Consider the following 22,796-nt stretch of genomic DNA (forward strand, 5'->3'; position numbering starts at 1 on the left):
GGCGCGGCGTTTGTGAGCAGCGGTCCTCGTGGGCGTGAGGTGGGGCTCGCGGGGGCGCGGTGGGTCTCGTCGGGGGCGTGGGGCGGGGGCCGGCAGCGGTCCTCGTGGGCCCGAGGCGATCCTCGTGGGTGCGCGCCGGATGCTCTTGACGTGGGTCCGCCAGCGAGGTGTCTGGAAGGGCGCCTGCGGCCGTTCGGGGTCGGGCGGGTGTCCGTCGTGGGGACCCGTGTTTGACCTGGGTCACGCTCGGGGTATTCTCTCCGGCTCGATTGGCGCAGGCCCTGGGCCGTATGGCAGACTGTCCGAGTTGCTCGGTCGAGTGTTGATGCTGCGCGCCTCCCGCCGGGAGGACCGGAAGCGAGTCCCACAGTACTCGTCAACCCCGTGTGGGTTGGACGTACGGGAATCTTCCGGGAAGTGCATCGCAGTACCGGCCAGGCACCCGGTGGGCCGTTCGGTTCCCGGCTCGCGGTTCCGCTTGGGCCGTGCGCAAATCCCGTTGGGATGTTCGAACAAGGGACATCTGTGTCAGTGGGAATGCGACACGCCCGACCGCGTGGGTCGGAGAACGGGGCAGGGGAACACCGGGTTCCAGAGCGTATGAGAGACAGGACTACTGAGTAGCCATGGCGGGACAGAAGATCCGCATCCGGCTCAAGGCCTACGACCACGAGGTCATCGACTCCTCGGCGAAGAAGATCGTCGAGACGGTGACGCGTACTGGTGCGTCGGTCGCGGGCCCGGTGCCGCTGCCCACTGAGAAGAACGTGTACTGCGTCATCAAGTCGCCGCACAAGTACAAGGACTCGCGCGAGCACTTCGAGATGCGCACGCACAAGCGCCTGATCGACATCCTCGACCCGACCCCCAAGACCGTTGACTCTCTGATGCGACTCGACCTCCCGGCCGGTGTCGACATCGAGATCAAGCTCTGAGGCCGGTGATCTGAGAGATGGCTAAGCAGATCAAGGGCATCCTGGGCGAGAAGCTCGGCATGACGCAGGTGTGGGACGAGAACAACCGTGTTGTTCCGGTCACCGTCGTCAAGGCCGGCCCCAATGTCGTCACCCAGGTGCGTACCAACGACGTCGACGGCTACGAGTCCGTCCAGATCGCCTTCGGCGAGATCGACCCGCGCAAGGTGAACAAGCCCCTCAAGGGCCACTTCGCCAAGGCCGACGTCACCCCCCGTCGTCACCTCGTCGAGATCCGGACCGCCGACGCCGCCGAGTACACGCTCGGTCAGGAAGTCACGGCCGAGGTCTTCGAGGCCGGCGTCAAGGTCGACGTGACCGGCAAGAGCAAGGGCAAGGGCTTCGCCGGTGTCATGAAGCGTCACAACTTCAAGGGCCTCGGTGCCGGACACGGTACGCAGCGCAAGCACCGCTCCCCCGGTTCCATCGGTGGCTGCGCCACCCCGGGCCGTGTGTTCAAGGGCCTCCGCATGGCGGGTCGTATGGGCAACGAGCGGGTCACCACCCAGAACCTGACCGTCCACGCCGTTGACGCGGAGAAGGGTCTGCTGCTCATCAAGGGCGCGGTTCCCGGTCCGAACGGCGGCCTCGTCCTGGTCCGCACCGCGGCCAAGGGGGCCTGAGGTAACCGATGAGCACTGTTGACATCCTTTCGCCTGCCGGCGAGAAGACCGGTAGCGTCGAACTCCCCGCGGAGATCTTCGGCGTGGAGCAGGTCAGCATCCCGCTGATCCACCAGGTCGTCGTCGCGCAGAACGCGGCTGCCCGCCAGGGCACGCACAAGACCAAGACCCGCGGTGAAGTCCGTGGTGGCGGCAGGAAGCCGTACCGCCAGAAGGGCACCGGCCGCGCCCGTCAGGGCTCGACCCGCGCCCCGCAGTTCGCCGGTGGTGGCGTCGTCCACGGCCCGCAGCCGCGTGACTACTCGCAGCGCACCCCCAAGAAGATGAAGGCCGCCGCCCTGCGGCACGCCCTCACCGACCGGGCCCGCGCCAACCGCATCCACGTCGTGACCGGCGTGATCGAGGGCGAGACCCCCTCCACCAAGGCCGCCAAGAGCCTGTTCGGCAAGATCTCGGAGCGCAAGAACCTGCTCCTGGTCGTCGAGCGCGCCGACGAGGCCGCGTGGCTGTCCGCCCGCAACCTGCCCCAGGTCCACATCCTGGAGCCGGGCCAGCTGAACACGTACGACGTGATCGTCTCGGACGACGTGGTCTTCACCCAGGCCGCGCTGGAGTCCTTCGTCGCCGGCCCGAACAAGGCCAACGACACCGAAGGGACTGAGGTCTGATGGCTACCCGTCACCCCTCCATCGCCTCGAAGGCGGCCAAGGCCGCCAAGGCCGCGCGCGTCGCCAAGGCGCGCCGCCACGCCGCCGAGGGCAAGAACACCGTCGAGACCCCGCTGAGCAAGTCGTACACGGACCCCCGTGACGTGCTGCTCAAGCCGGTCGTCTCCGAGAAGAGCTACGCGCTCCTGGACGAGAACAAGTACACGTTCATCGTCGACCCGCGCTCCAACAAGACCCAGATCAAGCAGGCCGTGGAAGCGGTCTTCGAGGTCAAGGTCACCGGGGTCAACACGATCAACCGCGTCGGCAAGCGCAAGCGGACCCGCACCGGTTTCGGCCAGCGTGCCGCGACCAAGCGGGCCATCGTGACCCTCGCCGAGGGCGACCGTATCGACATCTTCGGCGGTCCGACCTCCTGACGGAGGTCCGGATCGTCCGGAATCGGACGAGGACTGAGAAATGGGAATCCGCAAGTACAAGCCGACTACGCCGGGCCGTCGTGGCGCCAGCGTCGCCGACTTCGTCGAGGTCACGCGGTCCACGCCGGAGAAGTCGCTGGTTCGCCCCCTGCACAGCAAGGGTGGCCGTAACAACTCCGGTCGTGTGACCGTCCGCCACCAGGGTGGTGGCCACAAGCGCGCCTACCGTGTCATCGACTTCCGTCGCCATGACAAGGACGGCGTGCCGGCGAAGGTCGCGCACATCGAGTACGACCCCAACCGCACCGCGCGTATCGCGCTGCTGCACTACGCCGACGGCGAGAAGCGCTACATCCTCGCGCCGCGCGGGCTGGCCCAGGGCGACCGGGTCGAGAACGGCCCCGCGGCCGACATCAAGCCGGGCAACAACCTGGCCCTGCGCAACATCCCGGTCGGTACCACGCTCCACGCGATCGAGCTGCGCCCCGGTGGCGGAGCCAAGTTCGCCCGCTCCGCCGGTGCCTCCGTGCAGCTGCTGGCGAAGGAGGGCTCGATGGCCCACCTTCGTATGCCGTCCGGTGAGATCCGCCTGGTCGACGTGCGCTGCCGCGCCACCGTCGGCGAGGTCGGCAACGCCGAGCAGTCGAACATCAACTGGGGCAAGGCCGGCCGCAAGCGGTGGCTGGGCGTCCGCCCGACCGTCCGTGGTGTGGTCATGAACCCGGTGGACCACCCGCACGGTGGTGGTGAGGGCCGTACCTCCGGTGGCCGTCACCCCGTGTCCCCGTGGGGCAAGAAGGAAGGCCGTACTCGTTCGCCCAAGAAGGCGTCGAACAAGTACATCGTCCGCCGCCGCAAGACGAACAAGAAGCGCTAAGGACGGGTTGAGATGCCTCGTAGCTTGAAGAAGGGACCCTTCGTCGACGACCACCTGATCAAGAAGGTGGACGCCCAGAACGAAGCCGGTACCAAGACGGTCATCAAGACCTGGTCCCGTCGCTCCATGATCGTGCCGGCCATGCTCGGCCACACGCTCGCGGTGCACAACGGCAAGACCCACATCCCGGTGTTCGTCACCGAGTCGATGGTCGGTCACAAGCTCGGCGAGTTCTCGCCGACCCGTACCTTCCGGGGTCACGTCAAGGACGACCGGAAGTCGAAGCGCCGCTAGCAGCGGATCGCATCAGACACGTAAGTAACTCTGAAGGGACAACCATGGAAGCCAGGGCCCAGGCGCGGTACATCCGCGTCACGCCCATGAAGGCCCGCCGTGTGGTGGACCTCATCCGTGGCATGGACGCCACGGAGGCCCAGGCTGTTCTGCGATTCGCTCCGCAGGCAGCCTCGGTTCCGGTCGGCAAGGTGCTCGACAGCGCCATCGCCAACGCCGCGCACAACTACGACCACACCGACGCCGGCAGCCTCGTCATCTCCGAGGCGTACGTCGACGAGGGTCCGACCCTGAAGCGGTTCCGCCCGCGCGCCCAGGGCCGCGCCTACCGGATTCGCAAGCGGACCAGCCACATCACCGTGGTCGTCAGCAGCAAGGAAGGAACCCGGTAATGGGCCAGAAGGTAAACCCGCATGGGTTCCGGCTCGGTATCACCACCGACTTCAAGTCGCGCTGGTACGCCGACAAGCTGTACAAGGACTACGTCAAGGAAGACGTCGCCATCCGCCGGATGCTGACGTCCGGCATGGAGCGCGCCGGTATCTCCAAGGTGGAGATCGAGCGCACCCGTGACCGCGTCCGCGTCGACATCCACACCGCGCGTCCCGGCATCGTCATCGGCCGCCGCGGTGCGGAGGCCGACAAGATCCGCGGCCAGCTGGAGAAGCTGACCGGCAAGCAGGTCCAGCTCAACATCCTCGAGGTCAAGAACCCGGAGACGGACGCTCAGCTGGTGGCCCAGGCCGTCGCCGAGCAGCTGTCCTCCCGTGTCTCCTTCCGCCGTGCCATGCGCAAGAGCATGCAGTCGGCGATGAAGGCGGGCGCCAAGGGCATCAAGATCCAGTGCGGTGGCCGTCTCGGCGGCGCCGAGATGTCCCGCTCGGAGTTCTACCGCGAGGGCCGTGTGCCCCTGCACACGCTCCGCGCGAACGTGGACTACGGCTTCTTCGAGGCCAAGACGACCTTCGGCCGTATCGGTGTGAAGGTCTGGATCTACAAGGGCGACGTCAAGAACATCGCCGAGGTCCGCGCCGAGAACGCCGCCGCGCGTGCGGGCAACCGCCCGGCCCGCGGTGGCGGCAACGACCGCCCGGCCCGTGGTGGCCGCGGTGGCGAGCGGCGCGGTCGCAAGCCGCAGCAGGCCGGTGGCGCCGAGGCTCCCAAGGCCGAGGCTCCCGCCGCCGCCCCGGCTGCTGAGAGCACCGGAACGGAGGCCTGACCGACATGCTGATCCCCCGTAGGGTCAAGCACCGCAAGCAGCACCACCCCAAGCGCAGCGGCGCTGCCAAGGGTGGCACGACGGTTGCGTTCGGCGAGTACGGCATCCAGGCGCTGACCCCGGCGTACGTCACGAACCGCCAGATCGAAGCGGCTCGTATCGCCATGACCCGTCACATCAAGCGTGGCGGCAAGGTCTGGATCAACATCTACCCGGACCGTCCCCTCACCAAGAAGCCCGCCGAGACCCGCATGGGTTCCGGTAAGGGTTCCCCGGAGTGGTGGATCGCCAACGTCAAGCCCGGACGCGTGATGTTCGAGCTGTCGTACCCCAACGAGAAGATCGCCCGTGAGGCGCTGACCCGTGCGGCCCACAAGCTGCCGATGAAGTGCCGGATCGTCAAGCGCGAGGCAGGTGAAGCGTGATGTCGGTCGGTACCAAGGCGTCCGAGCTGCGCGAGCTGGGCAACGAGGAGCTTCTCGCGAAGCTCCGCGAGGCCAAGGAAGAGCTGTTCAACCTCCGCTTCCAGGCGGCGACCGGTCAGCTTGAGAACCACGGCCGTCTGAAGGCGGTCCGCAAGGACATCGCGCGGATCTACACCCTGATGCGCGAGCGTGAGCTGGGCATCGAAACGGTGGAGAGCGCCTGATGAGCGAGAACAACGTGACTGAGAACACCGCCCCTGAGGCGCGTGGCTTCCGCAAGACCCGTGAGGGTCTCGTCGTCAGCGACAAGATGGACAAGACCGTCGTCGTCGCCGTCGAGGACCGCGTCAAGCACGCGCTGTACGGCAAGGTCATCCGCCGTACGAACAAGCTCAAGGCGCACGACGAGCAGAACGCGGCCGGCGTCGGCGACCGGGTCCTCCTGATGGAGACCCGTCCGCTGTCGGCGACCAAGCGCTGGCGCATCGTCGAGATCCTCGAAAAGGCCAAGTAATCCCTGCGGGGTACATCCCGCAGGACAGTTCCGCCAGGCTCGGCAGGGACCGTGAAGCACTCGCGGTCCCTGCCGGGAACCGGCAGACGATCAGGAGATAGACGTGATCCAGCAGGAGTCGCGACTGCGTGTCGCCGACAACACGGGCGCGAAGGAGATCCTTTGCATCCGTGTCCTCGGTGGCTCCGGTCGCCGCTACGCGGGCATCGGTGACGTCATCGTCGCCACCGTCAAGGACGCGATCCCCGGCGGCAACGTGAAGAAGGGTGACGTCATCAAGGCGGTCATCGTTCGCACCGTCAAGGAGCGCCGCCGTCCGGACGGCTCGTACATCCGCTTCGACGAGAACGCCGCCGTCATTCTGAAGAACGACGGCGACCCTCGCGGCACCCGTATCTTCGGCCCGGTGGGCCGTGAGCTGCGCGAGAAGAAGTTCATGAAGATCATCTCGCTCGCGCCGGAGGTGCTGTAAGCATGAAGATCAAGAAGGGCGACCTGGTCCAGGTCATCACCGGCAAGGACAAGGGCAAGCAGGGCAAGGTCATCGCCGCTTACCCGCGCGACGAGCGTGTCCTGGTCGAGGGTGTCAACCGGGTCAAGAAGCACACCAAGGCCGGTCCCACGGCTCGTGGGTCCCAGGCCGGCGGCATCGTGACGACCGAGGCGCCGATCCACATCTCCAACGTCCAGCTGGTCGTGGAGAAGGACGGCAAGAAGGTCGTGACCCGCGTCGGCTACCGCTTCGACGACGAGGGCAACAAGATCCGCGTTGCCAAGCGGACGGGTGAGGACATCTGATGGCTACCACCACCACTCCGCGTCTCAAGACGAAGTACCGCGAGGAGATCGCGGGCAAGCTGCGTGACGAGTTCAAGTACGAGAACGTCATGCAGGTCCCCGGCCTCGTCAAGATCGTGGTCAACATGGGTGTCGGCGACGCCGCCCGTGACTCGAAGCTGATCGAGGGGGCCATCAAGGACCTCACCACGATCACCGGTCAGAAGCCGGCCGTCACCAAGGCCCGTAAGTCCATCGCGCAGTTCAAGCTGCGTGAGGGTCAGCCGATCGGTGCCCACGTCACGCTCCGTGGCGACCGCATGTGGGAGTTCCTGGACCGCACCCTGTCGCTCGCGCTGCCGCGCATCCGCGACTTCCGCGGTCTGTCCCCCAAGCAGTTCGACGGCCGTGGCAACTACACCTTCGGTCTCACCGAGCAGGTCATGTTCCACGAGATCGACCAGGACAAGATCGACCGCGTCCGGGGTATGGACATCACCGTGGTCACCACGGCGACCAACGACGCTGAGGGCCGCGCGCTCCTTCGTCACCTCGGCTTCCCCTTCAAGGAGGCGTGAGCGAGATGGCGAAGAAGGCTCTGATCGCTAAGGCTGCTCGCAAGCCCAAGTTCGGGGTGCGTGGCTACACCCGCTGCCAGCGCTGTGGCCGCCCCCACTCCGTGTACCGCAAGTTCGGCCTGTGCCGTGTGTGCCTTCGTGAGATGGCTCACCGCGGCGAGCTGCCGGGCGTGACCAAGAGCTCCTGGTAATCCCCGCCTTTTAGGGATACCTGGACCTCTCGGTAAGCAACCGGGACGGCAGAGGCCCTCCATTCCATGGCTTAGGCTGGGAGGGCTGGGCCTCTGCCGCCTCAGCACACACGCGGACAGCTGTCCGCTGGTAGTACTTGCTTACTACGCCGTAGGTCCCCGCGCCGCACCCGTCCCGTCTCCGAAGTACGGGGAGAGGGATGGCGCATATAGGAAACCCCGGCGAGAAAGGCCACAGGCCACTTCATGACCATGACTGATCCGATCGCAGACATGCTGACGCGTCTGCGGAATGCGAACTCGGCGTACCACGACTCGGTGTCGATGCCGCACTCCAAGATCAAGTCTCACATCGCGGAGATCCTCCAGCAGGAGGGCTTCATCACGGGCTGGAAGGTCGAGGACGCCGAGGTCGGCAAGAACCTCGTCCTGGAGCTGAAGTTCGGCCCCAACCGTGAGCGCTCCATCGCGGGGATCAAGCGCATCTCCAAGCCCGGTCTCCGGGTGTACGCGAAGTCCACCAACCTGCCGAAGGTGCTGGGCGGCCTCGGCGTGGCGATCATCTCCACGTCGCACGGGCTCCTCACCGACAAGCAGGCCGGCAAGAAGGGCGTGGGTGGGGAAGTCCTCGCCTACGTCTGGTAGCAGAAGGGAACGGAGGAAACAGCTATGTCGCGCATCGGCAAGCTCCCCATCGCGGTTCCCGCCGGCGTGGACGTCACCATCGACGGCCGTACGGTCAAGGTCAAGGGCCCCAAGGGCGAGCTGACCCACACCGTCGCCGCGCCGATCGATGTCGCCAAGGGCGAGGACGGCACCCTCTCGGTGACCCGCCCCAACGACGAGCGGCAGAACAAGGCCCTGCACGGCCTGTCCCGCACGCTGGTGGCGAACATGATCACCGGCGTGACCCAGGGTTACGTGAAGAAGCTCGAAATCAGTGGTGTCGGTTACCGCGTGACCGCCAAGGGCTCGAACCTCGAGTTCGCGCTCGGTTACAGCCACCCGATCGTCGTCGAGGCCCCCGAGGGCATCGCCTTCAAGGTCGAGGCCCCCACCCGGTTCTCGGTCGAGGGCATCGACAAGCAGAAGGTCGGCGAGGTCGCGGCCAACATCCGCAAGCTGCGCAAGCCCGACCCGTACAAGGCCAAGGGCGTCAAGTACGAGGGCGAAGTCATCCGCCGCAAGGTCGGAAAGGCGGGTAAGTAAGCCATGGCATACGGGCAGAAGATCCTCAAGGGCGACGCCTACAAGCGCGCCGCGATCAAGCGCCGTCACATCCGGATCCGCAAGCGGATCAACGGTACGGCGGAGCGTCCCCGTCTGGTCGTGACCCGCTCCAACCGCCACATCGTGGCGCAGGTGATCGACGACCTGAAGGGCCACACCGTGGCGTCGGCGTCCACGCTGGACACGTCGATCCGCGGGGGCGAGGGCGACAAGTCCGCGCAGGCCAAGCAGGTCGGCGCCCTGGTCGCCGAGCGTGCCAAGGCCGCCGGTGTCGAGGCTGTCGTGTTCGACCGTGGTGGCAACCAGTACGCCGGGCGCATCGCCGCCCTGGCGGACGCCGCCCGCGAAGCCGGGCTCAAGTTCTGAGCCGCTTGTAGCTAGCGGAAAGAGAGAGGTAATCCAATGGCTGGACCCCAGCGCCGCGGAAGCGGTGCCGGTGGCGGCGAGCGGCGGGACCGGAAGGGCCGTGACGGCGGCGCTGCTGCCGCCGAGAAGACCGCGTACGTTGAGCGCGTCGTCGCGATCAACCGCGTCGCCAAGGTTGTGAAGGGTGGTCGTCGCTTCAGCTTCACCGCGCTGGTCGTGGTGGGCGACGGTGACGGCACCGTGGGTGTCGGTTACGGCAAGGCCAAGGAGGTGCCGGCCGCCATCGCCAAGGGTGTGGAGGAGGCCAAGAAGCACTTCTTCAAGGTCCCCCGTATCCAGGGCACCATCCCGCACCCCATCCAGGGTGAGAAGGCGGCCGGTGTCGTCCTGCTCAAGCCCGCGTCCCCGGGTACCGGCGTGATCGCCGGTGGTCCGGTGCGTGCCGTGCTGGAGTGCGCCGGTATCCACGACGTGCTGTCGAAGTCGCTCGGCTCCGACAACGCGATCAACATCGTGCACGCGACCGTGGCGGCCCTCAAGGGCCTCCAGCGTCCCGAGGAGATCGCGGCCCGCCGTGGTCTGCCGCTGGAGGACGTGGCCCCCGCGGCTCTGCTGCGCGCACGTGCCGGGGCGGGTGTGTGATCATGGCTCAGCTCAAGATCACGCAGGTCAAGTCCTACATCGGCAGCAAGCAGAACCACCGTGACACCCTGCGTTCCCTTGGTCTCAAGGGGATCAACACGCAGGTCGTCAAGGAGGACCGCCCCGAGTTCCGCGGCATGGTGCGCCATGTCCGTCACCTCGTGACGGTCGAGGAGGTCGACTGATCATGGCGGAGCACAACCCGCTGAAGATCCACAACCTCCGTCCCGCCCCGGGTGCCAAGACCGCCAAGACCCGCGTGGGTCGCGGTGAGGCGTCCAAGGGTAAGACGGCCGGTCGTGGTACCAAGGGCACCAAGGCCCGCTACCAGGTTCCGGAGCGCTTCGAGGGCGGCCAGATGCCGCTGCACATGCGCCTCCCGAAGCTCAAGGGCTTCAAGAACCCGTTCAAGACCGAGTACCAGGTCGTGAACCTCGACAAGCTGGCCGCGCTCTACCCCGAGGGTGGCGAGGTCACGGTCGAGGGTCTGGTGGCCAAGGGTGCTGTGCGCAAGAACAGCCTCGTCAAGGTCCTCGGCCAGGGCGAGATCTCCGTGGCGCTCCAGGTGACGGTCGACGCCGTCTCCGGCTCCGCCAAGGAGAAGATCACCGCCGCCGGCGGTACCGTCACCGAGCTCGTCTGAACACCTCAGGCACCTCGATGACTTGAGCGATCCCGACCGGGGATACCCCACAAAAGGGGTATCCCCGGTTGGTCGTTCCAAGGGCGGTGGTGTCGCCGGTAAGGTGACCTACGCTGCCCACTTTCGCGGGGTCGTCGCCTCTCTGGGGCACCCTGAGCGGCGGTTGGCCGTTACATAAGTCGTTGTCGTATTGGACTCTCAAGACCGTCACCCTTGACGCAGACGCGCGGGGGTCGCAGGAGGCACCGTGCTCACCGCGTTCGCCCGAGCGTTTAAGACGCCCGACCTGCGCAAGAAGCTGCTCTTCACGCTCGGCATCATCGTGATCTACCGGATCGGTACACACATCCCGATCCCCGGTGTCGACTATCGCAATGTGCAGACCTGTCTGGACCAGGCCAGTGCCAATCAGGGTCTGTTCGGGCTGGTCAACATGTTCAGTGGTGGCGCGCTGCTCCAGATCACGATCTTCGCGCTCGGCATCATGCCGTACATCACGGCGAGCATCATTCTCCAGCTGCTGACGGTGGTGATCCCCCGCCTGGAGGCCCTGAAGAAGGAGGGCCAGGCCGGTACGGCGAAGATCACGCAGTACACCCGCTATCTGACCGTGGCGCTCGCCGTGCTCCAGGGCACCGGCCTGGTCGCCACCGCCCGCTCCGGCGCGCTGTTCAGCGGCTGCAACGTGGCCAGCGAGATCGTTCCCGACCAGTCCATCTTCGTGACCATCACCATGGTCATCACCATGACCGCCGGTACGGCCGTCGTCATGTGGCTCGGTGAGCTGGTCACCGACCGCGGCATCGGCAACGGCATGTCGATCCTGATGTTCATCTCGATCGCCGCCACGTTCCCGTCCGCGCTGTGGGCCATCAAGCAGCAGGGCTCCCTGGCCGACGGCTGGATCGAATTCGGCACCGTCATTCTCGTCGGCCTCTTCATGGTCGGCCTGGTGGTCTTCGTCGAGCAGGCGCAGCGCCGCATCCCGGTGCAGTACGCCAAGCGCATGATCGGCCGCCGCTCCTACGGTGGTACGTCCACCTACATCCCGCTCAAGGTGAACCAGGCCGGTGTGATCCCGGTCATCTTCGCCTCGTCGCTGCTGTACATCCCGGCCTTGATCGCGCAGTTCTCCAGCGGCACCTCCGGGTGGAAGACCTGGATCGAGGCGCACCTGGTCAAGGGTGACCACCCGTATTACATCGCCGCCTACTTCTTGCTGATCGTTTTCTTCGCGTTCTTCTACGTGGCCATCACGTTCAACCCCGAAGAAGTAGCCGACAACATGAAGAAGTATGGTGGCTTCATCCCGGGCATCCGGGCTGGCCGACCGACCGCTGAGTACCTGAGCTACGTACTCAACCGGATCACCTGGCCGGGCTCGCTGTATCTGGGCCTGATCGCTCTCGTGCCGACAATGGCGTTGGCTGGTTTCGGGGCAAACCAGAACTTCCCCTTCGGCGGGACCAGCATCCTGATCATCGTGGGTGTCGGCCTGGAGACGGTGAAGCAGATCGAGAGCCAGCTCCAGCAGCGCAATTACGAAGGGTTCCTCCGCTGATGCGAATCGTCCTCGTCGGGCCGCCGGGCGCTGGTAAGGGCACGCAGGCCACGCGTCTAGCCGAGACGCTGCGAGTGCCGCACATCTCCACCGGTGACCTGTTCCGCGCCAACATCAGCAAGCAGACCGAGCTCGGGAAACTCGCGAAGTCCTACATGGACGCCGGGAACCTCGTCCCCGACGAGGTGACCATCGCGATGGCCAAGGACCGTATGGAGCAGCCGGACGCCGAGGGCGGCTTCCTGCTGGACGGCTTCCCCCGCAATGTCTCGCAGGCCGAGGCGCTGGACGAGCTGCTCACGAGCGAGGGCATCGAGCTGGACGCGGTGCTGGATCTTGAGGCGCCGGAGGAGGAGGTCGTCAAGCGGATCGCCGGTCGGCGGATCTGCCGTAACGACTCCTCGCATGTGTTCCATGTGACATACAAGAAGCCGGCTGTCGAGGGCGTCTGCGATGTCTGCGGCGGTGAGCTGTACCAGCGGGACGACGATTCCGAGGACACCGTCCGCAAGCGGCTGGAGGTCTACCACACGCAGACCGAGCCGATCATCGACTACTACAAGGCTCAGGGGCTTGTGGTGACGATCTCGGCGATGGGCGCGGTGGATGAGGTGACCGGGAGGGCGCTTGAGGCGCTCAAGCGGGAGGACGCCGAACGCTAGCCTCCGGCGGTAGTACGTGCGCTTCGGCCGCGGTCTCTTTTGGGGGCCGCGGCTGTTGTGTGCGTGGGGGTGTTTTCGCGGGGGCGTGCTTGAGGGCGGGGCTCCCTCTGCCTGCTCTCTGCGCGGGTGCGGGCGGGGGTTTTAGGGGCGCGGGGAACTGCGCGACCAGCCACGATGTGCCCGCAGCCGCCGATGCACTGGAGCTCACCTGGGCCGGGGGGCGTGTCCGCGGGCCCGCGCTGGCGGGGTGCCGCTGCGCCCACCCGTGCCGCCCTGCGGCACGACTGCCCGCAGTTGGGGCGGGGGCGGGGAACTGCGTGAGTGGGCACGACGTGCCCGCGCTCGCCCCGGCGTCGTAGCTGGCCCGGGTCGCTAGGGGGCGGTGGGGGTGGGGTGGGTCGTATCGTGGGGGCTGTTCGTTTTTTGGGCTGGGAGGCCGTTGTTCTTATGGTGCAGATCAAGAATCCCGAGCAGATCGCCAAGATGCGGGCCGCGGGGCTGGTCGTGGCCGCCATTCACGCGGCCACTCGGGAGGCGGCTGTGCCGGGCGCCTCGACCAAGGATCTGGACGAGGTGGCGCGGAAGGTGCTCGCCGAGCACAACGCGACCTCGAATTTCCTGGGGTACGGCGGGTTCCCCGCCACCATCTGCACCTCGGCGAACGATGTCGTCGTGCATGGCATCCCGTCCGAGAGCGTGGTGCTGAAGGACGGGGACATCATCTCGATCGATGCCGGGGCGATCGTCGACGGGTGGCATGGGGATGCCGCTTTCACCGCCTTCGTGGGGGACGGTCACGCTCCGGAACTGGTCGAGCTGTCCCGGGTGACCGAGGAGTCCATGTGGGCCGGGATCGCCGCCATGAAGCAGGGGGCGCGGCTGGTCGACGTGTCCCGGGCCATCGAGACGTACATCCGGCGTCAGCCCAAGCCCGGTGGCGGGCGGTACGGGATCATCGAGGACTACGGCGGCCACGGCATCGGCACCCAGATGCACATGGACCCGCATCTGCTGAACTACGTCGACCGGCGGCGCGGCAAGGGACCGAAGCTGGTCCCCGGGTTCTGCCTGGCCATCGAGCCGATGGTGTCGCTCGGCACCCCGAAGACCAAGGTGCTGGAGGACGACTGGACCGTCATCACGACGGACGGCACCTGGTCCTCGCACTGGGAGCACTCCGTCGCGCTGACGGAGGACGGACCGCTGGTGCTCACCGCTCCCGACGGGGGCAAGGCCAAGCTCGCCGAGTACGGGGTCACGGCCGCGCCCGATCCGCTGGCATAAGGATCTCCGTCTTCGGGCAGACTTCTGCGATTCGTCTTTACGGGTGTGCGTGGCGTAGACTGACTCGTCGGCTCTCGTGCGCCCGCATGTCCGTATGCGCCCCTCAGGAAACTCGGGGGAGAAGCGCAGGAGTCGATCAAGGTAGTCGATTCCGAAGGGCGAAGCGTGGCCAAGAAGCAAGGTGCCATCGAGATCGAGGGCACTGTCGTCGAGTCTCTGCCTAACGCGATGTTCAAGGTCGAGCTCCAGAACGGCCACCAGGTCCTGGCACACATCAGCGGCAAGATGCGTATGCACTACATCCGCATCCTCCCTGACGACCGGGTCGTGGTGGAGCTGTCTCCGTACGACCTGACGCGTGGCCGGATCGTCTACCGGTACAAGTAGATCTTGCCCACGCCCCGTGAGCTTTCGCGGGGCCGCCGGCAACTGACCCGGAGAACCTCAATCCCATGAAGGTCAAGCCGAGCGTCAAGAAGATCTGCGACAAGTGCAGGGTGATCCGCCGTCACGGCCGGGTCATGGTCATCTGCGAGAACCCGCGCCACAAGCAGCGCCAGGGCTGATCTCAGCGACCATCCCCTCTGCCTTCATCGCAGAGACTTCGCGCGACGCGAGCTGAATATGTTCATACGCAGGACCCGAGCCGTCACAGACGGCTTGGTACCCCCGGCTCGGAGGCCGGGGACCCAGTCCGTACCAAATTCCCGGTCCCTTGGTGGAGCGGGGAGGACGGCGGGTGGGAGCCGGTTCTGCGGAAGACCTCCGACGATCACCAGGAGCCATTGAATGGCACGCGTTTCCGGTGTTGACATCCCGCGCGAAAAGCGCGTGGAGGTCGCCCTCACCTATGTGTTCGGCATCGGCCGGACCCTCTCGCAGGAGACGCTGGCTGCGACCGGCGTCGACCCCGACACCCGCGTCCGCGACCTGAGCGAAGAGCAGCTCGTCGCGATCCGCGAGTACGTCGACAACAACATCAAGACCGAGGGTGACCTCCGTCGCGAGATCCAGGCCGACATCCGCCGCAAGGTGGAGATCGGCTGCTACCAGGGTCTCCGTCACCGTCGCGGTCTGCCCGTCCGCGGTCAGCGCACCAGCACCAACGCCCGCACCCGCAAGGGCCCGCGTCGCGCCATCGCCGGTAAGAAGAAGCCGGGCAAGAAGTAGTCCACAGCGGACTCGCCGTCCAGCGGTCTTCGCTGTAGGACCGACCACCTCCCGTAGGAGTACAGATGCCCCCCAAGGGTCGTCAGGGCGCTGCCAAGAAGGTGCGCCGCAAGGAAAAGAAGAACGTCGCTCACGGCCACGCGCACATCAAGAGCACGTTCAACAACACGATCGTCTCCATCACGGACCCGTCGGGCAACGTGATCTCCTGGGCCTCCGCCGGCCACGTCGGCTTCAAGGGCTCCCGGAAGTCCACGCCGTTCGCCGCGCAGATGGCCGCCGAGTCGGCTGCCCGCCGCGCCCAGGAGCACGGCATGCGCAAGGTCGATGTGTTCGTGAAGGGCCCGGGGTCCGGTCGTGAGACCGCGATCCGTTCCCTCCAGGCCACCGGTCTCGAGGTCGGCTCCATCCAGGACGTCACGCCCACCCCGCACAACGGGTGCCGTCCGCCGAAGCGCCGCCGCGTCTGATCCACCGGACGCGGTCGAGGTTGTCGGGCGGTACGGCTCTTTCGGCCGTATCGCCCGTACCCTTGTAGAACATCAGGGCGTCAAATAGCGGGCGCCCCTGACTGAAGGAACGAAAACATGCTGATCGCTCAGCGTCCCTCGTTGACCGAAGAGGTCGTCGACGAATTCCGCTCCCGGTTCGTGATCGAGCCGCTGGAGCCGGGCTTCGGCTACACCCTCGGCAACTCGCTCCGCCGGACCCTTCTCTCCTCGATCCCCGGTGCGGCTGTCACCAGCATCCGGATCGACGGCGTGCTGCACGAGTTCACCACCGTGCCGGGCGTCAAGGAGGATGTCACCGACCTGATCCTCAACATCAAGCAGCTGGTCGTGAGCAGTGAGCACGACGAGCCCGTGGTGATGTACCTGCGCAAGCAGGGTCCGGGTCTGGTCACCGCCGCCGACATCGCGCCCCCGGCCGGTGTCGAGGTGCACAACCCCGACCTCGTCCTCGCCACGCTGAACGGCAAGGGCAAGCTGGAGATGGAGCTGACGGTCGAGCGTGGCCGCGGTTATGTCTCCGCCGTGCAGAACAAGCAGGTCGGCCAGGAGATCGGCCGTATCCCGGTCGACTCGATCTACTCGCCGGTGCTGAAGGTCACGTACAAGGTCGAGGCCACGCGTGTCGAGCAGCGGACCGACTTCGACAAGCTGATCGTCGATGTCGAGACCAAGCAGGCGATGCGTCCCCGTGACGCCATGGCCTCCGCCGGTAAGACGCTGGTCGAGCTGTTCGGTCTCGCCCGTGAGCTGAACATCGACGCCGAGGGCATCGACATGGGTCCGTCCCCGACGGACGCGGCCCTCGCGGCGGATCTGGCGCTGCCGATCGAGGAGCTGGAGCTCACCGTCCGGTCGTACAACTGCCTCAAGCGTGAGGGCATCCACTCCGTGGGTGAGCTGGTCGCGCGGTCCGAGGCGGATCTGCTGGACATCCGGAACTTCGGTGCGAAGTCGATCGATGAGGTGAAGGCGAAGCTCGCGGGGATGGGGCTGGCGCTGAAGGACTCGCCTCCCGGGTTCGACCCGACGGCTGCGGCGGACGCGTTCGGTGCGGACGATGACGCCGATGCCGGGTTTGTGGAGACCGAGCAGTACTAGTTTTTTGGGTGCGGGTGCGCTGTGGCTTGTCGCGCAGTTCCCCGCGCCCCTTCCGGGAGCGCGCCCCCTTCGGGGGCTGCTTCCGGATCTTCGACGGGCGACCGCCCGCTCGGATACTGACTCCGGTACCTGACACGGCCGGGGCAGAGACACAGGAGAGACATCATGCCGAAGCCCACCAAGGGTGCCCGTATGGGCGGCAGCGCCGCGCACGAGAAGCTGCTCCTCGCGAACCTCGCGAAGGCGCTGTTCGAGCACGGTCGTATCACCACCACCGAGGCGAAGGCCCGCCGGCTGCGGCCCTACGCCGAGCGTCTGGTCACCAAGGCGAAGAAGGGCGACCTTCACAACCGCCGTCAGGTGCTCCAGGTGATCACGGACAAGAGCATCGTGCACACGCTCTTCACCGAGATCGGCCCGCGCTACGAGAACCGTCCGGGTGGCTACACCCGGATCACCAAGATCGGTAACCGTCGGGGCGACAACGCGCCCATGGCGGTCATCGAGCTGGTCGAGGCGCTGACCGTGCAGCAGGCCGCTGTCGGTGAGGCCGAGGCCGCCACCGTGCGTGCCGCCAAGGACGCCGAGCAGGCTCCGGCCGCCGAGGTCGTCGAGGACGCCAAGGTCGAGGACGCCAAGGTGGACGTGACCAAGGCGGACGACGAGGCTCCGGCCGAGGAGTCCAAGGACGCGTAAGTCTCGTGCCCGGTTCCGGGCGGTGTGTGGGTCCGCTTCCCTTCGGGGGCGGGCCCACTCTCTTTTGTGCTGGCGGAGAGAAGGAGCGTCGGGTGAGTGAGGATGTGCGGCCCGGATTCGTGCGGGTGCGGCTTGATCTGTCGTACGACGGGGCCGGGTTCCGGGGGTGGGCCAAGCAGGCCGGGGGGCAGCGGACCGTGCAGGGGGAGGTCGAGGACGCCCTGCGGACCGTCACCCGGACCCGGGAGGGCGGGTACGAGCTGACGGTGGCCGGGCGGACCGATGCCGGGGTGCACGCCCGGGGGCAGGTGGCGCATGTCGATCTGCCGGTCGAGGTGTGGGCGGAGCAGCGGGAGAAGCTGCTGAAGCGGCTGGCCGGGCGGCTGCCGAAGGATGTGCGGGTCTGGCGGGTCGCGGAGGCGGCGGAGGGGTTCGACGCGCGGTTCGCGGCGCTGTGGCGGCGCTATGTGTACCGGGTGGGGGACGCGGCGGGGGGCGTCGATCCGCTGCTGCGGGGCCATGTGCTGTGGCATGACTGGCCGCTGGACGTGGCGGTGATGGACGCCGCCGCGAAGACGCTGGTGGGGGAGCATGACTTCGCCGCGTACGCGAAGAAGCGGGAGGGGGCGTCGACCGTGCGGGAGATCCTCGACTTCGGTGTGCGGCGGCGGGCGGACGGGGTGGTGGAGATCGAGGTGCGGGCCGACGCGTTCTGCCACAACCAGGTGCGGTCGATGGTGGGCGCGCTGCTGTTCGTGGGGGACGGGCACCGGGGGGTGGAGTGGCCCCGGGCGGTGCTGGACGCGGGGGTGCGGGACAGTGCGGTGCATGTGGTGCGTCCGCAGGGGCTGACCTTGGAGGAGGTCGCGTATCCCGTGGATGAGCTGCTGGCGGGGCGGCAGCGGGAGGCTCGGCGGGTGCGGGGTGCGGTCCACTCGGTGAGCAGACCAGCACCCCTCGACGTCAGTCGCCCAGAACCTTCTTGAGGGTCGGCTCCAGGTACGGGACCAGACTCTTCGCGTAGCCGGCCGTGATGTGACTGGAGTCGAAGTACACGACCTGGTCGGCGATCACGGTCGGGCAGACGTTGTCGGCACAGAATGCGGGCAGGCTGTCGATGACGACGGCGCCGTGGCGTTCGGCCACCTTCTGTTCCATGGCGCGGAGCTTCGGGAACTCGATGGCCGCGTCCTGGCCGGGGTGGCAGGCCGAGACGTCGTCGATATGGGTGGCCAGGCAGTCCGGCACGTTCCGGCCGGGCTGCGGAGTGTCCGTGAGGTAGACGATCTGCGCACCGGACTCCTCGAACTGCTGGAACGCCTCCTCGGCGCCGGCCTCGGTCGCCTCCTGGCGGATGCGGTTGGTGACCAGGACGACATCCGGCTTCAGCTCCTTGAGCTCGGCGAAGGCCGTCTCACGCCATGTGTCGCACTCGGTGTACTCACGGTTCAGCTCGGGGTTCCTGATCGAGTAGACCTCGGGGGAGCAGCCGCCCTTGGCCATGGTCACGACCTTGGTGTCGAGCCGCTTGCCGATCTCGTGGAAGGCGTCGCCCCACTGCCAGGCGTGGGAGTCGCCGATGACGACCATGGTCTTCGTGCCCTCGGTGTCGCCGATGACACAGTTGTCCCGCATGACGAACTTCTCGACCTCGGTGTTGTCGATGCAGCCGAAGTGGGTCTTGTCGTCGGGTGACTTCGGCAGGGAGCCCTGTGCGACGGCGGAGAGCTGCTTCTGACCGAGGGAGTCCCGCACCGAGTCGGGTCCGCTGTAGCCGGTGGTGCCCGAGCCGGCGGCGACCGCCGAGCCGGAGATGTTCAGCGGGAGCACGGTGAGGGCGACGGCGGTGACCGCGGCGGTGCCCGCGATGGCCGTGCCACCGGCGAAGATGCCCTTCCAGGGGCGGGCCACCAACTGGGCGTTGGTCCGGAAGCGGCGCTCCACCAGGTAGAACATGGCGTAGGCCAGCAGCAGGGAGAGTACGGCGACGCGGAAGCGGTCCTGATACGTGAGTTCATGGCCGGTGATGTCTGGCCACAGGATCAGCACCGGCCAGTGCCACAGGTACCAGCCGTAGCTGACATTGGCGATGGAGTTGAAGACCGGGTTGTCCAGCAGTCGTTCCACGCCGAGCCGGGGTGCGGCGCAGCCACCGGCGATGATCATCGAGGCGCCCAGTACGGGTCCGGCGACGGCGTAGCCCGGCAGCGGGGTCTCCGCGGTGATGAGCAGTGCGGTGCCGAGGGTGGTGACCAGGCCCAGCCAGGACACCAGCGCGGCGAAGCCGCCGTTCATCCGGGCGAGCAGCGGGGCGCTGAGCGCGAGCAGGATGCCGAAGGCGAGTTCCCAGATGCGGGTGTGGGTGCCGAAGTAGGCGAGGGGCTGGTTGGACTGGGTCTGGGTGACGGACAGATACAGGGACCCGCCGATCACGCCCAGCAGGAGGACGACGACCAGGGCGCGGTTCTTGAAGAGGGCGCGGCTCAGCCAGACGGACACGAACAGGAAGAGCGGGGCCGCGAGATAGAACTGCTCCTCGATGCCCAGCGACCAGAAGTGCTGGTACGGGGACTGGGTGCCGTCGTTGGAGAAGTAGTCCGTGCCGGTCTCGACCAGCCGCCAGTTCATCACGCTCAGGGACGCGGCGAGGCCGTCCTCCATGGTGTCGCGGAAGCGCAGCGGGCTGGCGTATATCCAGGCCAGGGCGGCGGTGGCGATGATGACCACCGTCATCCCCGGCGCCAGCCGCCGAAAACGTCGGGCCCAGAACTTGGTCAGGGAGACGCGGCCCGTCTTGTCTATCTCCGCGAAGAGCTGGCTGCCGATCAGGAAGCCGCTCAGGACGAAGCTGACGTCGACGCCGCCGTGGATGTCGAGGATGCCGCAGTGCATGGCGACGACCATCATGATGGCGATGGCTCGCAGGCCCTGGATGTCGGGCCGGTATTTGCGCAGGCGCTCGCTCGGCACGGCTGTGGTGCGGTGGCGGGACATGCTTCTCCAGTGGCTGGCTGAGGTGGCGGTCCGTCAGTGGACGGTGAGACAGGCCGCGGCCGTGCCGCTGATCCGGACTCCCTGGGCGGGGATGCGGATGCCGCAGGCGAGGCGGAGCTGGGCGGGGAGTTCGTTGTCGGCGCCGACGTGGGCGTGGCAGCCGATGACGACCTGGCGCAGGATGGTCGCGCCGCCGATGACGGAGTCGTGGTCGACCACGGACTCATGGACGCGGGCGCCCTCCGCGACGGTGACACCGCCGCCGATGATGGAGCGGTCGATCACGGTGTGCGGGCCGATCCGGGCCCCCGCGCCGATGGTGGAGCCGCCGGTGATCCGGGCGGTGGGGTCGATGTCGGCGCTGGGGTGGATCAGGGCCTCGGCGGGCGGGCCGACCAGCGGCGAGGTCGCGATGCCGGTGACCAGGTCGGCGGAGCCGTGCACGAAGGCCAGCGGGGTGCCGAGGTCGCGCCAGTACTCGGTGGTGGTGTGGCCGTGGATGCGGCTGCCGTTCCGCACCAGCTGGGGGAAGGTCTCCTGCTCGACGGAGACCTCGCGGCCGGCCGGGATGGCGTCCAGGACGGAGCGGCGGAAGACGTAGCAGCCCGCGTTGACCTGGTCGGTGACGCACTCCTCGGGGGTCTTGGGCTTCTCCAGGAAGGAGAGGACCCGGCCCTCGTGGTCGGTGGGGACCAGACCGAAGGCGCGGGGGTCGGGGACCCGGGTGAGGTGCAGGGTGACATCCGCGTCATGGTCGCGGTGGGTGGCGAGGAGGGCGCGCAGGTCGACGCCGGAGAGGATGTCGCCGTTCAGGATGAGCACGGGCGCGTCGGGGTCGGTGCCGCGCAGCAGGTTCCCGGCGTTGCGGATCGCGCCGCCGGTGCCGAGGGGGATCTCCTCGACGGCGTAGGAGATCGCGAGGTCCTGGGTGAAGTCCTTGAACTCGGTCTCGAAGAGGGACGCGAGGTAGGAGGTGGCGAACACGACGTGTTCGACCCCGGCGTCCATCAGCTTGGCGATCTGGTGCCGGATGAAGGACGAGCCCGCGACGCTCAGCAGGGGCTTGGGGGTGTGGTTGGTCAGGGGCCGCAGCCGGGTTCCCTTGCCGCCCACCAGGATGATGGCTTCTTGCATGGTGTGATGCCTCGCTCGGTCAGCTAGCGGTGTCGGTCCCGGGCCCTGCGTAGTCGGAGGAGAAACAGGACTTGATGGCCTTCTCGGTCAGGGGCCGCCCGGCGAAGTCGAGCCGGGAGGCGACCTTGTCGTCGGGCTTGGTGTTGGGGTCGTCGTCGAAGTAGATCGACCACCAGTACACGCCGGACATCTGGCGCTCCTGGACGACCTGGCAGACGGCGGTGTACCAGTTCGCCTGCACTTCGGGGTTGACGTCCCGTTTGGTGTAGAAATCGCCGGGGGCCTTGTAGGCGCCGTCCATGGCGCCGATGCCCGCCTCGGCGATGGTGATCTTGGGCAGCGGGCCGGTGGCCTTCTTGTCCAGCCACTCCTGCCAGCCGTCGACCAGGGTCTGGACGGAGGCGTCGTCGTCGACCTTGACCGGGAAGTAGGCGTCGACGCCGAGGTGGGAGACCGGCATGGAGACCGGGCCCTGCACATAGGCGTCCCAGTTGGCGTCGTACGCCACATCGCCGGAGTAGATCGTCTCCGCCCGCTCGACGACGGCGTCCCAGCGTTCGTCGCCCTCCATCGAGTTCAGCTCGGTGCCGATCACGAAGCTGGCCGTCTTCTCGCTCTCGGCCGTCTTCAGATACGGGCCGACGAACTTCTCGTAGGAGCGGAACCAGGCGTCCCGGTCGGACGGCTCGATGTTGCCGCGCCAGTCGCCGGCCGGGACGTCGAGGGACGCCTCGTCCAGCAGCGGGCGGACGGTGGTGCGCAGCCCGGCGTCATGGAAGATCTTGAGGACGGCGGCCATCCGGTCGGGCGGCGGGGTCTTCGCGCTGGCCGAGATCTCGGTGGAGGCACGGCCGCCGGTGACGAAGGGGAAGCTCACGCTGACCGAGTTGGCGTGCAGGGAGACCAGGTAGTCGGCGTGCAGCCGGGCCTGCTTCTGGACGTACGCCAGATCGTGGTCGGCGTTGTCCTCCCAGTAGAGCTGGACGCCCCACTGCGGCATACCCTCCTTCCACTCCTTGGCGACCTTGGCCGGCGGGGTGTCCGGGTCGGCCGGTCCGGCGGCGGTGCCGTCGGCGCCGCCGCCGCCGGTGGCGGGGGCCTGCTCGCCGGTGACGAGACGGGGCAGCATCGAGCCCGACTCCCAGCGCAGCGGGTGGTCGCCGAGGACGAACGGGACGGCGACCACGGCGGTGACCACGGTCACGGGCAGCACGGAGAGCAGAGGCAAGCGGGTACGACTCATGA

The 22,796-nt window shown here is 67.3% G+C and carries 34 protein-coding genes; 31 read left to right on the plus strand and 3 right to left on the minus strand.

The window, feature by feature from the left end; translation table 11 throughout:
• Window positions 1-626 precede the first annotated feature (626 nt).
• The 31 genes from rpsJ to truA all read left to right on the plus strand — a co-directional run bounded on the left by rpsJ (window position 627) and on the right by truA (window position 18,409).
• Complete coding sequence (gene rpsJ, locus AB0D49_RS02500; protein WP_003948644.1) at window positions 627-935, plus strand: 30S ribosomal protein S10; 309 nt, start codon at window positions 627-629, stop codon at window positions 933-935.
• 17 nt (window positions 936-952) lie between these two features.
• Window positions 953-1,597 carry a 50S ribosomal protein L3 gene (gene rplC, locus AB0D49_RS02505; protein ID WP_046732368.1) on the plus strand — a complete coding sequence of 215 codons (645 nt, stop codon included), beginning with the start codon at window positions 953-955 and terminating at the stop codon, window positions 1,595-1,597.
• A gap of 8 nt (window positions 1,598-1,605) precedes the next feature.
• Window positions 1,606-2,265, plus strand: coding sequence for a 50S ribosomal protein L4 (gene rplD / locus AB0D49_RS02510; protein ID WP_362749474.1), 660 nt, complete (start codon window positions 1,606-1,608; stop codon window positions 2,263-2,265).
• Complete coding sequence (gene rplW / locus AB0D49_RS02515; RefSeq protein WP_355741585.1) at window positions 2,265-2,684, plus strand: 50S ribosomal protein L23; 420 nt, start codon at window positions 2,265-2,267, stop codon at window positions 2,682-2,684. Before rplD ends, rplW begins: the two co-directional genes overlap by 1 nt.
• Before the next feature lie 40 nt (window positions 2,685-2,724).
• Window positions 2,725-3,561, plus strand: a complete 837-nt coding sequence (rplB, locus tag AB0D49_RS02520; protein ID WP_362749478.1) for a 50S ribosomal protein L2 — start codon at window positions 2,725-2,727, stop codon at window positions 3,559-3,561.
• Between the two features lie 12 nt (window positions 3,562-3,573).
• On the plus strand, window positions 3,574-3,855 hold the full coding sequence (rpsS, locus tag AB0D49_RS02525) for a 30S ribosomal protein S19 (RefSeq protein WP_362749481.1): 282 nt from the start codon (window positions 3,574-3,576) through the stop codon (window positions 3,853-3,855).
• A gap of 44 nt (window positions 3,856-3,899) precedes the next feature.
• Window positions 3,900-4,247, plus strand: a complete 348-nt coding sequence (rplV, locus tag AB0D49_RS02530) for a 50S ribosomal protein L22 (RefSeq protein ID WP_006604878.1) — start codon at window positions 3,900-3,902, stop codon at window positions 4,245-4,247.
• Window positions 4,247-5,074, plus strand: coding sequence for a 30S ribosomal protein S3 (gene rpsC / locus AB0D49_RS02535; RefSeq protein WP_362749486.1), 828 nt, complete (start codon window positions 4,247-4,249; stop codon window positions 5,072-5,074). Before rplV ends, rpsC begins: the two co-directional genes overlap by 1 nt.
• 5 nt (window positions 5,075-5,079) lie before the next feature.
• The gene (gene rplP / locus AB0D49_RS02540; RefSeq protein WP_030967307.1) at window positions 5,080-5,499 is read left to right on the plus strand and encodes a 50S ribosomal protein L16; all 420 of its coding nucleotides are present in this window, start codon (window positions 5,080-5,082) and stop codon (window positions 5,497-5,499) included.
• Entirely contained in the window at window positions 5,499-5,723 is a 225-nt protein-coding gene (gene rpmC / locus AB0D49_RS02545) for a 50S ribosomal protein L29 (RefSeq protein WP_355741593.1), read from the plus strand. Before rplP ends, rpmC begins: the two co-directional genes overlap by 1 nt.
• Entirely contained in the window at window positions 5,723-6,013 is a 291-nt protein-coding gene (gene rpsQ, locus AB0D49_RS02550; RefSeq protein WP_362749491.1) for a 30S ribosomal protein S17, read from the plus strand. Before rpmC ends, rpsQ begins: the two co-directional genes overlap by 1 nt.
• A gap of 103 nt (window positions 6,014-6,116) precedes the next feature.
• Complete coding sequence (gene rplN, locus AB0D49_RS02555) at window positions 6,117-6,485, plus strand: 50S ribosomal protein L14 (protein ID WP_003992364.1); 369 nt, start codon at window positions 6,117-6,119, stop codon at window positions 6,483-6,485.
• Between the two features lie 2 nt (window positions 6,486-6,487).
• On the plus strand, window positions 6,488-6,811 hold the full coding sequence (gene rplX, locus AB0D49_RS02560; protein WP_362749494.1) for a 50S ribosomal protein L24: 324 nt from the start codon (window positions 6,488-6,490) through the stop codon (window positions 6,809-6,811).
• On the plus strand, window positions 6,811-7,368 hold the full coding sequence (rplE, locus tag AB0D49_RS02565) for a 50S ribosomal protein L5 (RefSeq protein WP_355741599.1): 558 nt from the start codon (window positions 6,811-6,813) through the stop codon (window positions 7,366-7,368). Before rplX ends, rplE begins: the two co-directional genes overlap by 1 nt.
• A gap of 5 nt (window positions 7,369-7,373) precedes the next feature.
• Entirely contained in the window at window positions 7,374-7,559 is a 186-nt protein-coding gene (locus tag AB0D49_RS02570) for a type Z 30S ribosomal protein S14 (RefSeq protein WP_003948630.1), read from the plus strand.
• A 246-nt stretch (window positions 7,560-7,805) separates the two neighbouring features.
• Window positions 7,806-8,204, plus strand: a complete 399-nt coding sequence (gene rpsH, locus AB0D49_RS02575; protein WP_014674378.1) for a 30S ribosomal protein S8 — start codon at window positions 7,806-7,808, stop codon at window positions 8,202-8,204.
• 24 nt (window positions 8,205-8,228) lie between these two features.
• Window positions 8,229-8,768 carry a 50S ribosomal protein L6 gene (gene rplF, locus AB0D49_RS02580; protein WP_362749498.1) on the plus strand — a complete coding sequence of 180 codons (540 nt, stop codon included), beginning with the start codon at window positions 8,229-8,231 and terminating at the stop codon, window positions 8,766-8,768.
• A gap of 3 nt (window positions 8,769-8,771) precedes the next feature.
• Window positions 8,772-9,155, plus strand: coding sequence for a 50S ribosomal protein L18 (gene rplR, locus AB0D49_RS02585; protein ID WP_355741603.1), 384 nt, complete (start codon window positions 8,772-8,774; stop codon window positions 9,153-9,155).
• Window positions 9,156-9,191: 36 nt separating this feature from the next.
• Complete coding sequence (gene rpsE / locus AB0D49_RS02590; RefSeq protein ID WP_094054455.1) at window positions 9,192-9,797, plus strand: 30S ribosomal protein S5; 606 nt, start codon at window positions 9,192-9,194, stop codon at window positions 9,795-9,797.
• Window positions 9,798-9,799: 2 nt separating this feature from the next.
• Window positions 9,800-9,982, plus strand: coding sequence for a 50S ribosomal protein L30 (gene rpmD / locus AB0D49_RS02595; RefSeq protein ID WP_129307387.1), 183 nt, complete (start codon window positions 9,800-9,802; stop codon window positions 9,980-9,982).
• A gap of 2 nt (window positions 9,983-9,984) precedes the next feature.
• Window positions 9,985-10,440: a 50S ribosomal protein L15 gene (gene rplO, locus AB0D49_RS02600; RefSeq protein WP_362749504.1), complete on the plus strand. Its 456-nt coding sequence runs from the start codon at window positions 9,985-9,987 to the stop codon at window positions 10,438-10,440.
• A gap of 247 nt (window positions 10,441-10,687) precedes the next feature.
• The gene (gene secY / locus AB0D49_RS02605; RefSeq protein ID WP_362749507.1) at window positions 10,688-12,001 is read left to right on the plus strand and encodes a preprotein translocase subunit SecY; all 1,314 of its coding nucleotides are present in this window, start codon (window positions 10,688-10,690) and stop codon (window positions 11,999-12,001) included.
• On the plus strand, window positions 12,001-12,663 hold the full coding sequence (locus AB0D49_RS02610) for an adenylate kinase (RefSeq protein ID WP_362749510.1): 663 nt from the start codon (window positions 12,001-12,003) through the stop codon (window positions 12,661-12,663). The genes secY and AB0D49_RS02610 overlap by 1 nt, the downstream gene beginning before the upstream one ends.
• A 447-nt stretch (window positions 12,664-13,110) precedes the next feature.
• Window positions 13,111-13,947, plus strand: a complete 837-nt coding sequence (map, locus tag AB0D49_RS02615; RefSeq protein ID WP_362749513.1) for a type I methionyl aminopeptidase — start codon at window positions 13,111-13,113, stop codon at window positions 13,945-13,947.
• 165 nt (window positions 13,948-14,112) lie between these two features.
• On the plus strand, window positions 14,113-14,334 hold the full coding sequence (gene infA, locus AB0D49_RS02620) for a translation initiation factor IF-1 (protein WP_003948620.1): 222 nt from the start codon (window positions 14,113-14,115) through the stop codon (window positions 14,332-14,334).
• Between the two features lie 65 nt (window positions 14,335-14,399).
• The gene (rpmJ, locus tag AB0D49_RS02625; protein ID WP_003998809.1) at window positions 14,400-14,513 is read left to right on the plus strand and encodes a 50S ribosomal protein L36; all 114 of its coding nucleotides are present in this window, start codon (window positions 14,400-14,402) and stop codon (window positions 14,511-14,513) included.
• A 223-nt stretch (window positions 14,514-14,736) separates the two neighbouring features.
• Complete coding sequence (rpsM, locus tag AB0D49_RS02630) at window positions 14,737-15,117, plus strand: 30S ribosomal protein S13 (RefSeq protein ID WP_362749516.1); 381 nt, start codon at window positions 14,737-14,739, stop codon at window positions 15,115-15,117.
• A gap of 65 nt (window positions 15,118-15,182) precedes the next feature.
• The gene (gene rpsK / locus AB0D49_RS02635; RefSeq protein WP_003956432.1) at window positions 15,183-15,587 is read left to right on the plus strand and encodes a 30S ribosomal protein S11; all 405 of its coding nucleotides are present in this window, start codon (window positions 15,183-15,185) and stop codon (window positions 15,585-15,587) included.
• A 117-nt stretch (window positions 15,588-15,704) separates the two neighbouring features.
• On the plus strand, window positions 15,705-16,727 hold the full coding sequence (locus tag AB0D49_RS02640) for a DNA-directed RNA polymerase subunit alpha (protein ID WP_003966937.1): 1,023 nt from the start codon (window positions 15,705-15,707) through the stop codon (window positions 16,725-16,727).
• 165 nt (window positions 16,728-16,892) lie between these two features.
• Window positions 16,893-17,423 carry a 50S ribosomal protein L17 gene (gene rplQ, locus AB0D49_RS02645; protein WP_362749519.1) on the plus strand — a complete coding sequence of 177 codons (531 nt, stop codon included), beginning with the start codon at window positions 16,893-16,895 and terminating at the stop codon, window positions 17,421-17,423.
• Window positions 17,424-17,515: 92 nt separating this feature from the next.
• Entirely contained in the window at window positions 17,516-18,409 is an 894-nt protein-coding gene (gene truA / locus AB0D49_RS02650) for a tRNA pseudouridine(38-40) synthase TruA (RefSeq protein ID WP_362749522.1), read from the plus strand.
• Here truA and AB0D49_RS02655 read toward each other — a convergent pair.
• Genes AB0D49_RS02655 through AB0D49_RS02665 form a run of 3 tightly spaced genes read right to left on the minus strand, consistent with a single transcriptional unit; the run spans window position 18,387 to window position 22,794 of the window.
• Window positions 18,387-20,417, minus strand: a complete 2,031-nt coding sequence (locus AB0D49_RS02655; RefSeq protein ID WP_362749525.1) for an acyltransferase family protein — start codon at window positions 20,415-20,417, stop codon at window positions 18,387-18,389. The genes truA and AB0D49_RS02655 overlap by 23 nt on opposite strands.
• A gap of 33 nt (window positions 20,418-20,450) precedes the next feature.
• Window positions 20,451-21,551 (minus strand): NDP-sugar synthase, encoded by a 1,101-nt coding sequence (locus AB0D49_RS02660; protein ID WP_362749528.1) that lies wholly within the window; start codon window positions 21,549-21,551, stop codon window positions 20,451-20,453.
• Window positions 21,552-21,570: 19 nt separating this feature from the next.
• Window positions 21,571-22,794, minus strand: a complete 1,224-nt coding sequence (locus tag AB0D49_RS02665) for a hypothetical protein (RefSeq protein WP_362749531.1) — start codon at window positions 22,792-22,794, stop codon at window positions 21,571-21,573.
• Between the last annotated feature and the right edge of the window lie 2 nt (window positions 22,795-22,796).

Source organism: Streptomyces sp. NPDC048290 (assembly GCF_040652095.1).
In the GTDB taxonomy this organism is placed as follows: Bacteria; Actinomycetota; Actinomycetes; order Streptomycetales; family Streptomycetaceae; genus Streptomyces.

Bases quoted from the DNA above. Each gene is read 5' to 3' on its own strand.
- rpsJ (WP_003948644.1), top strand. From the start codon at position 627: ATGGCGGGACAGAAGATCCGCATCCGGCTCAAGGCCTACGACCACGAG.
- rplC (WP_046732368.1), top strand. From the start codon at position 953: ATGGCTAAGCAGATCAAGGGCATCCTGGGCGAGAAGCTCGGCATGACG.
- rplD (WP_362749474.1), top strand. From the start codon at position 1,606: ATGAGCACTGTTGACATCCTTTCGCCTGCCGGCGAGAAGACCGGTAGC.
- rplW (WP_355741585.1), top strand. From the start codon at position 2,265: ATGGCTACCCGTCACCCCTCCATCGCCTCGAAGGCGGCCAAGGCCGCC.
- rplB (WP_362749478.1), top strand. From the start codon at position 2,725: ATGGGAATCCGCAAGTACAAGCCGACTACGCCGGGCCGTCGTGGCGCC.
- rpsS (WP_362749481.1), top strand. From the start codon at position 3,574: ATGCCTCGTAGCTTGAAGAAGGGACCCTTCGTCGACGACCACCTGATC.
- rplV (WP_006604878.1), top strand. From the start codon at position 3,900: ATGGAAGCCAGGGCCCAGGCGCGGTACATCCGCGTCACGCCCATGAAG.
- rpsC (WP_362749486.1), top strand. From the start codon at position 4,247: ATGGGCCAGAAGGTAAACCCGCATGGGTTCCGGCTCGGTATCACCACC.
- rplP (WP_030967307.1), top strand. From the start codon at position 5,080: ATGCTGATCCCCCGTAGGGTCAAGCACCGCAAGCAGCACCACCCCAAG.
- rpmC (WP_355741593.1), top strand. From the start codon at position 5,499: ATGTCGGTCGGTACCAAGGCGTCCGAGCTGCGCGAGCTGGGCAACGAG.
- rpsQ (WP_362749491.1), top strand. From the start codon at position 5,723: ATGAGCGAGAACAACGTGACTGAGAACACCGCCCCTGAGGCGCGTGGC.
- rplX (WP_362749494.1), top strand. From the start codon at position 6,488: ATGAAGATCAAGAAGGGCGACCTGGTCCAGGTCATCACCGGCAAGGAC.
- rplE (WP_355741599.1), top strand. From the start codon at position 6,811: ATGGCTACCACCACCACTCCGCGTCTCAAGACGAAGTACCGCGAGGAG.
- AB0D49_RS02570 (WP_003948630.1), top strand. From the start codon at position 7,374: ATGGCGAAGAAGGCTCTGATCGCTAAGGCTGCTCGCAAGCCCAAGTTC.
- rpsH (WP_014674378.1), top strand. From the start codon at position 7,806: ATGACCATGACTGATCCGATCGCAGACATGCTGACGCGTCTGCGGAAT.
- rplF (WP_362749498.1), top strand. From the start codon at position 8,229: ATGTCGCGCATCGGCAAGCTCCCCATCGCGGTTCCCGCCGGCGTGGAC.
- rplR (WP_355741603.1), top strand. From the start codon at position 8,772: ATGGCATACGGGCAGAAGATCCTCAAGGGCGACGCCTACAAGCGCGCC.
- rpsE (WP_094054455.1), top strand. From the start codon at position 9,192: ATGGCTGGACCCCAGCGCCGCGGAAGCGGTGCCGGTGGCGGCGAGCGG.
- rpmD (WP_129307387.1), top strand. From the start codon at position 9,800: ATGGCTCAGCTCAAGATCACGCAGGTCAAGTCCTACATCGGCAGCAAG.
- rplO (WP_362749504.1), top strand. From the start codon at position 9,985: ATGGCGGAGCACAACCCGCTGAAGATCCACAACCTCCGTCCCGCCCCG.
- AB0D49_RS02610 (WP_362749510.1), top strand. From the start codon at position 12,001: ATGCGAATCGTCCTCGTCGGGCCGCCGGGCGCTGGTAAGGGCACGCAG.
- map (WP_362749513.1), top strand. From the start codon at position 13,111: ATGGTGCAGATCAAGAATCCCGAGCAGATCGCCAAGATGCGGGCCGCG.
- rpmJ (WP_003998809.1), top strand. From the start codon at position 14,400: ATGAAGGTCAAGCCGAGCGTCAAGAAGATCTGCGACAAGTGCAGGGTG.
- rpsM (WP_362749516.1), top strand. From the start codon at position 14,737: ATGGCACGCGTTTCCGGTGTTGACATCCCGCGCGAAAAGCGCGTGGAG.
- rpsK (WP_003956432.1), top strand. From the start codon at position 15,183: ATGCCCCCCAAGGGTCGTCAGGGCGCTGCCAAGAAGGTGCGCCGCAAG.
- AB0D49_RS02640 (WP_003966937.1), top strand. From the start codon at position 15,705: ATGCTGATCGCTCAGCGTCCCTCGTTGACCGAAGAGGTCGTCGACGAA.
- rplQ (WP_362749519.1), top strand. From the start codon at position 16,893: ATGCCGAAGCCCACCAAGGGTGCCCGTATGGGCGGCAGCGCCGCGCAC.
- AB0D49_RS02655 (WP_362749525.1), bottom strand. From the start codon at position 20,417: ATGTCCCGCCACCGCACCACAGCCGTGCCGAGCGAGCGCCTGCGCAAA.
- AB0D49_RS02660 (WP_362749528.1), bottom strand. From the start codon at position 21,551: ATGCAAGAAGCCATCATCCTGGTGGGCGGCAAGGGAACCCGGCTGCGG.
- AB0D49_RS02665 (WP_362749531.1), bottom strand. From the start codon at position 22,794: ATGAGTCGTACCCGCTTGCCTCTGCTCTCCGTGCTGCCCGTGACCGTG.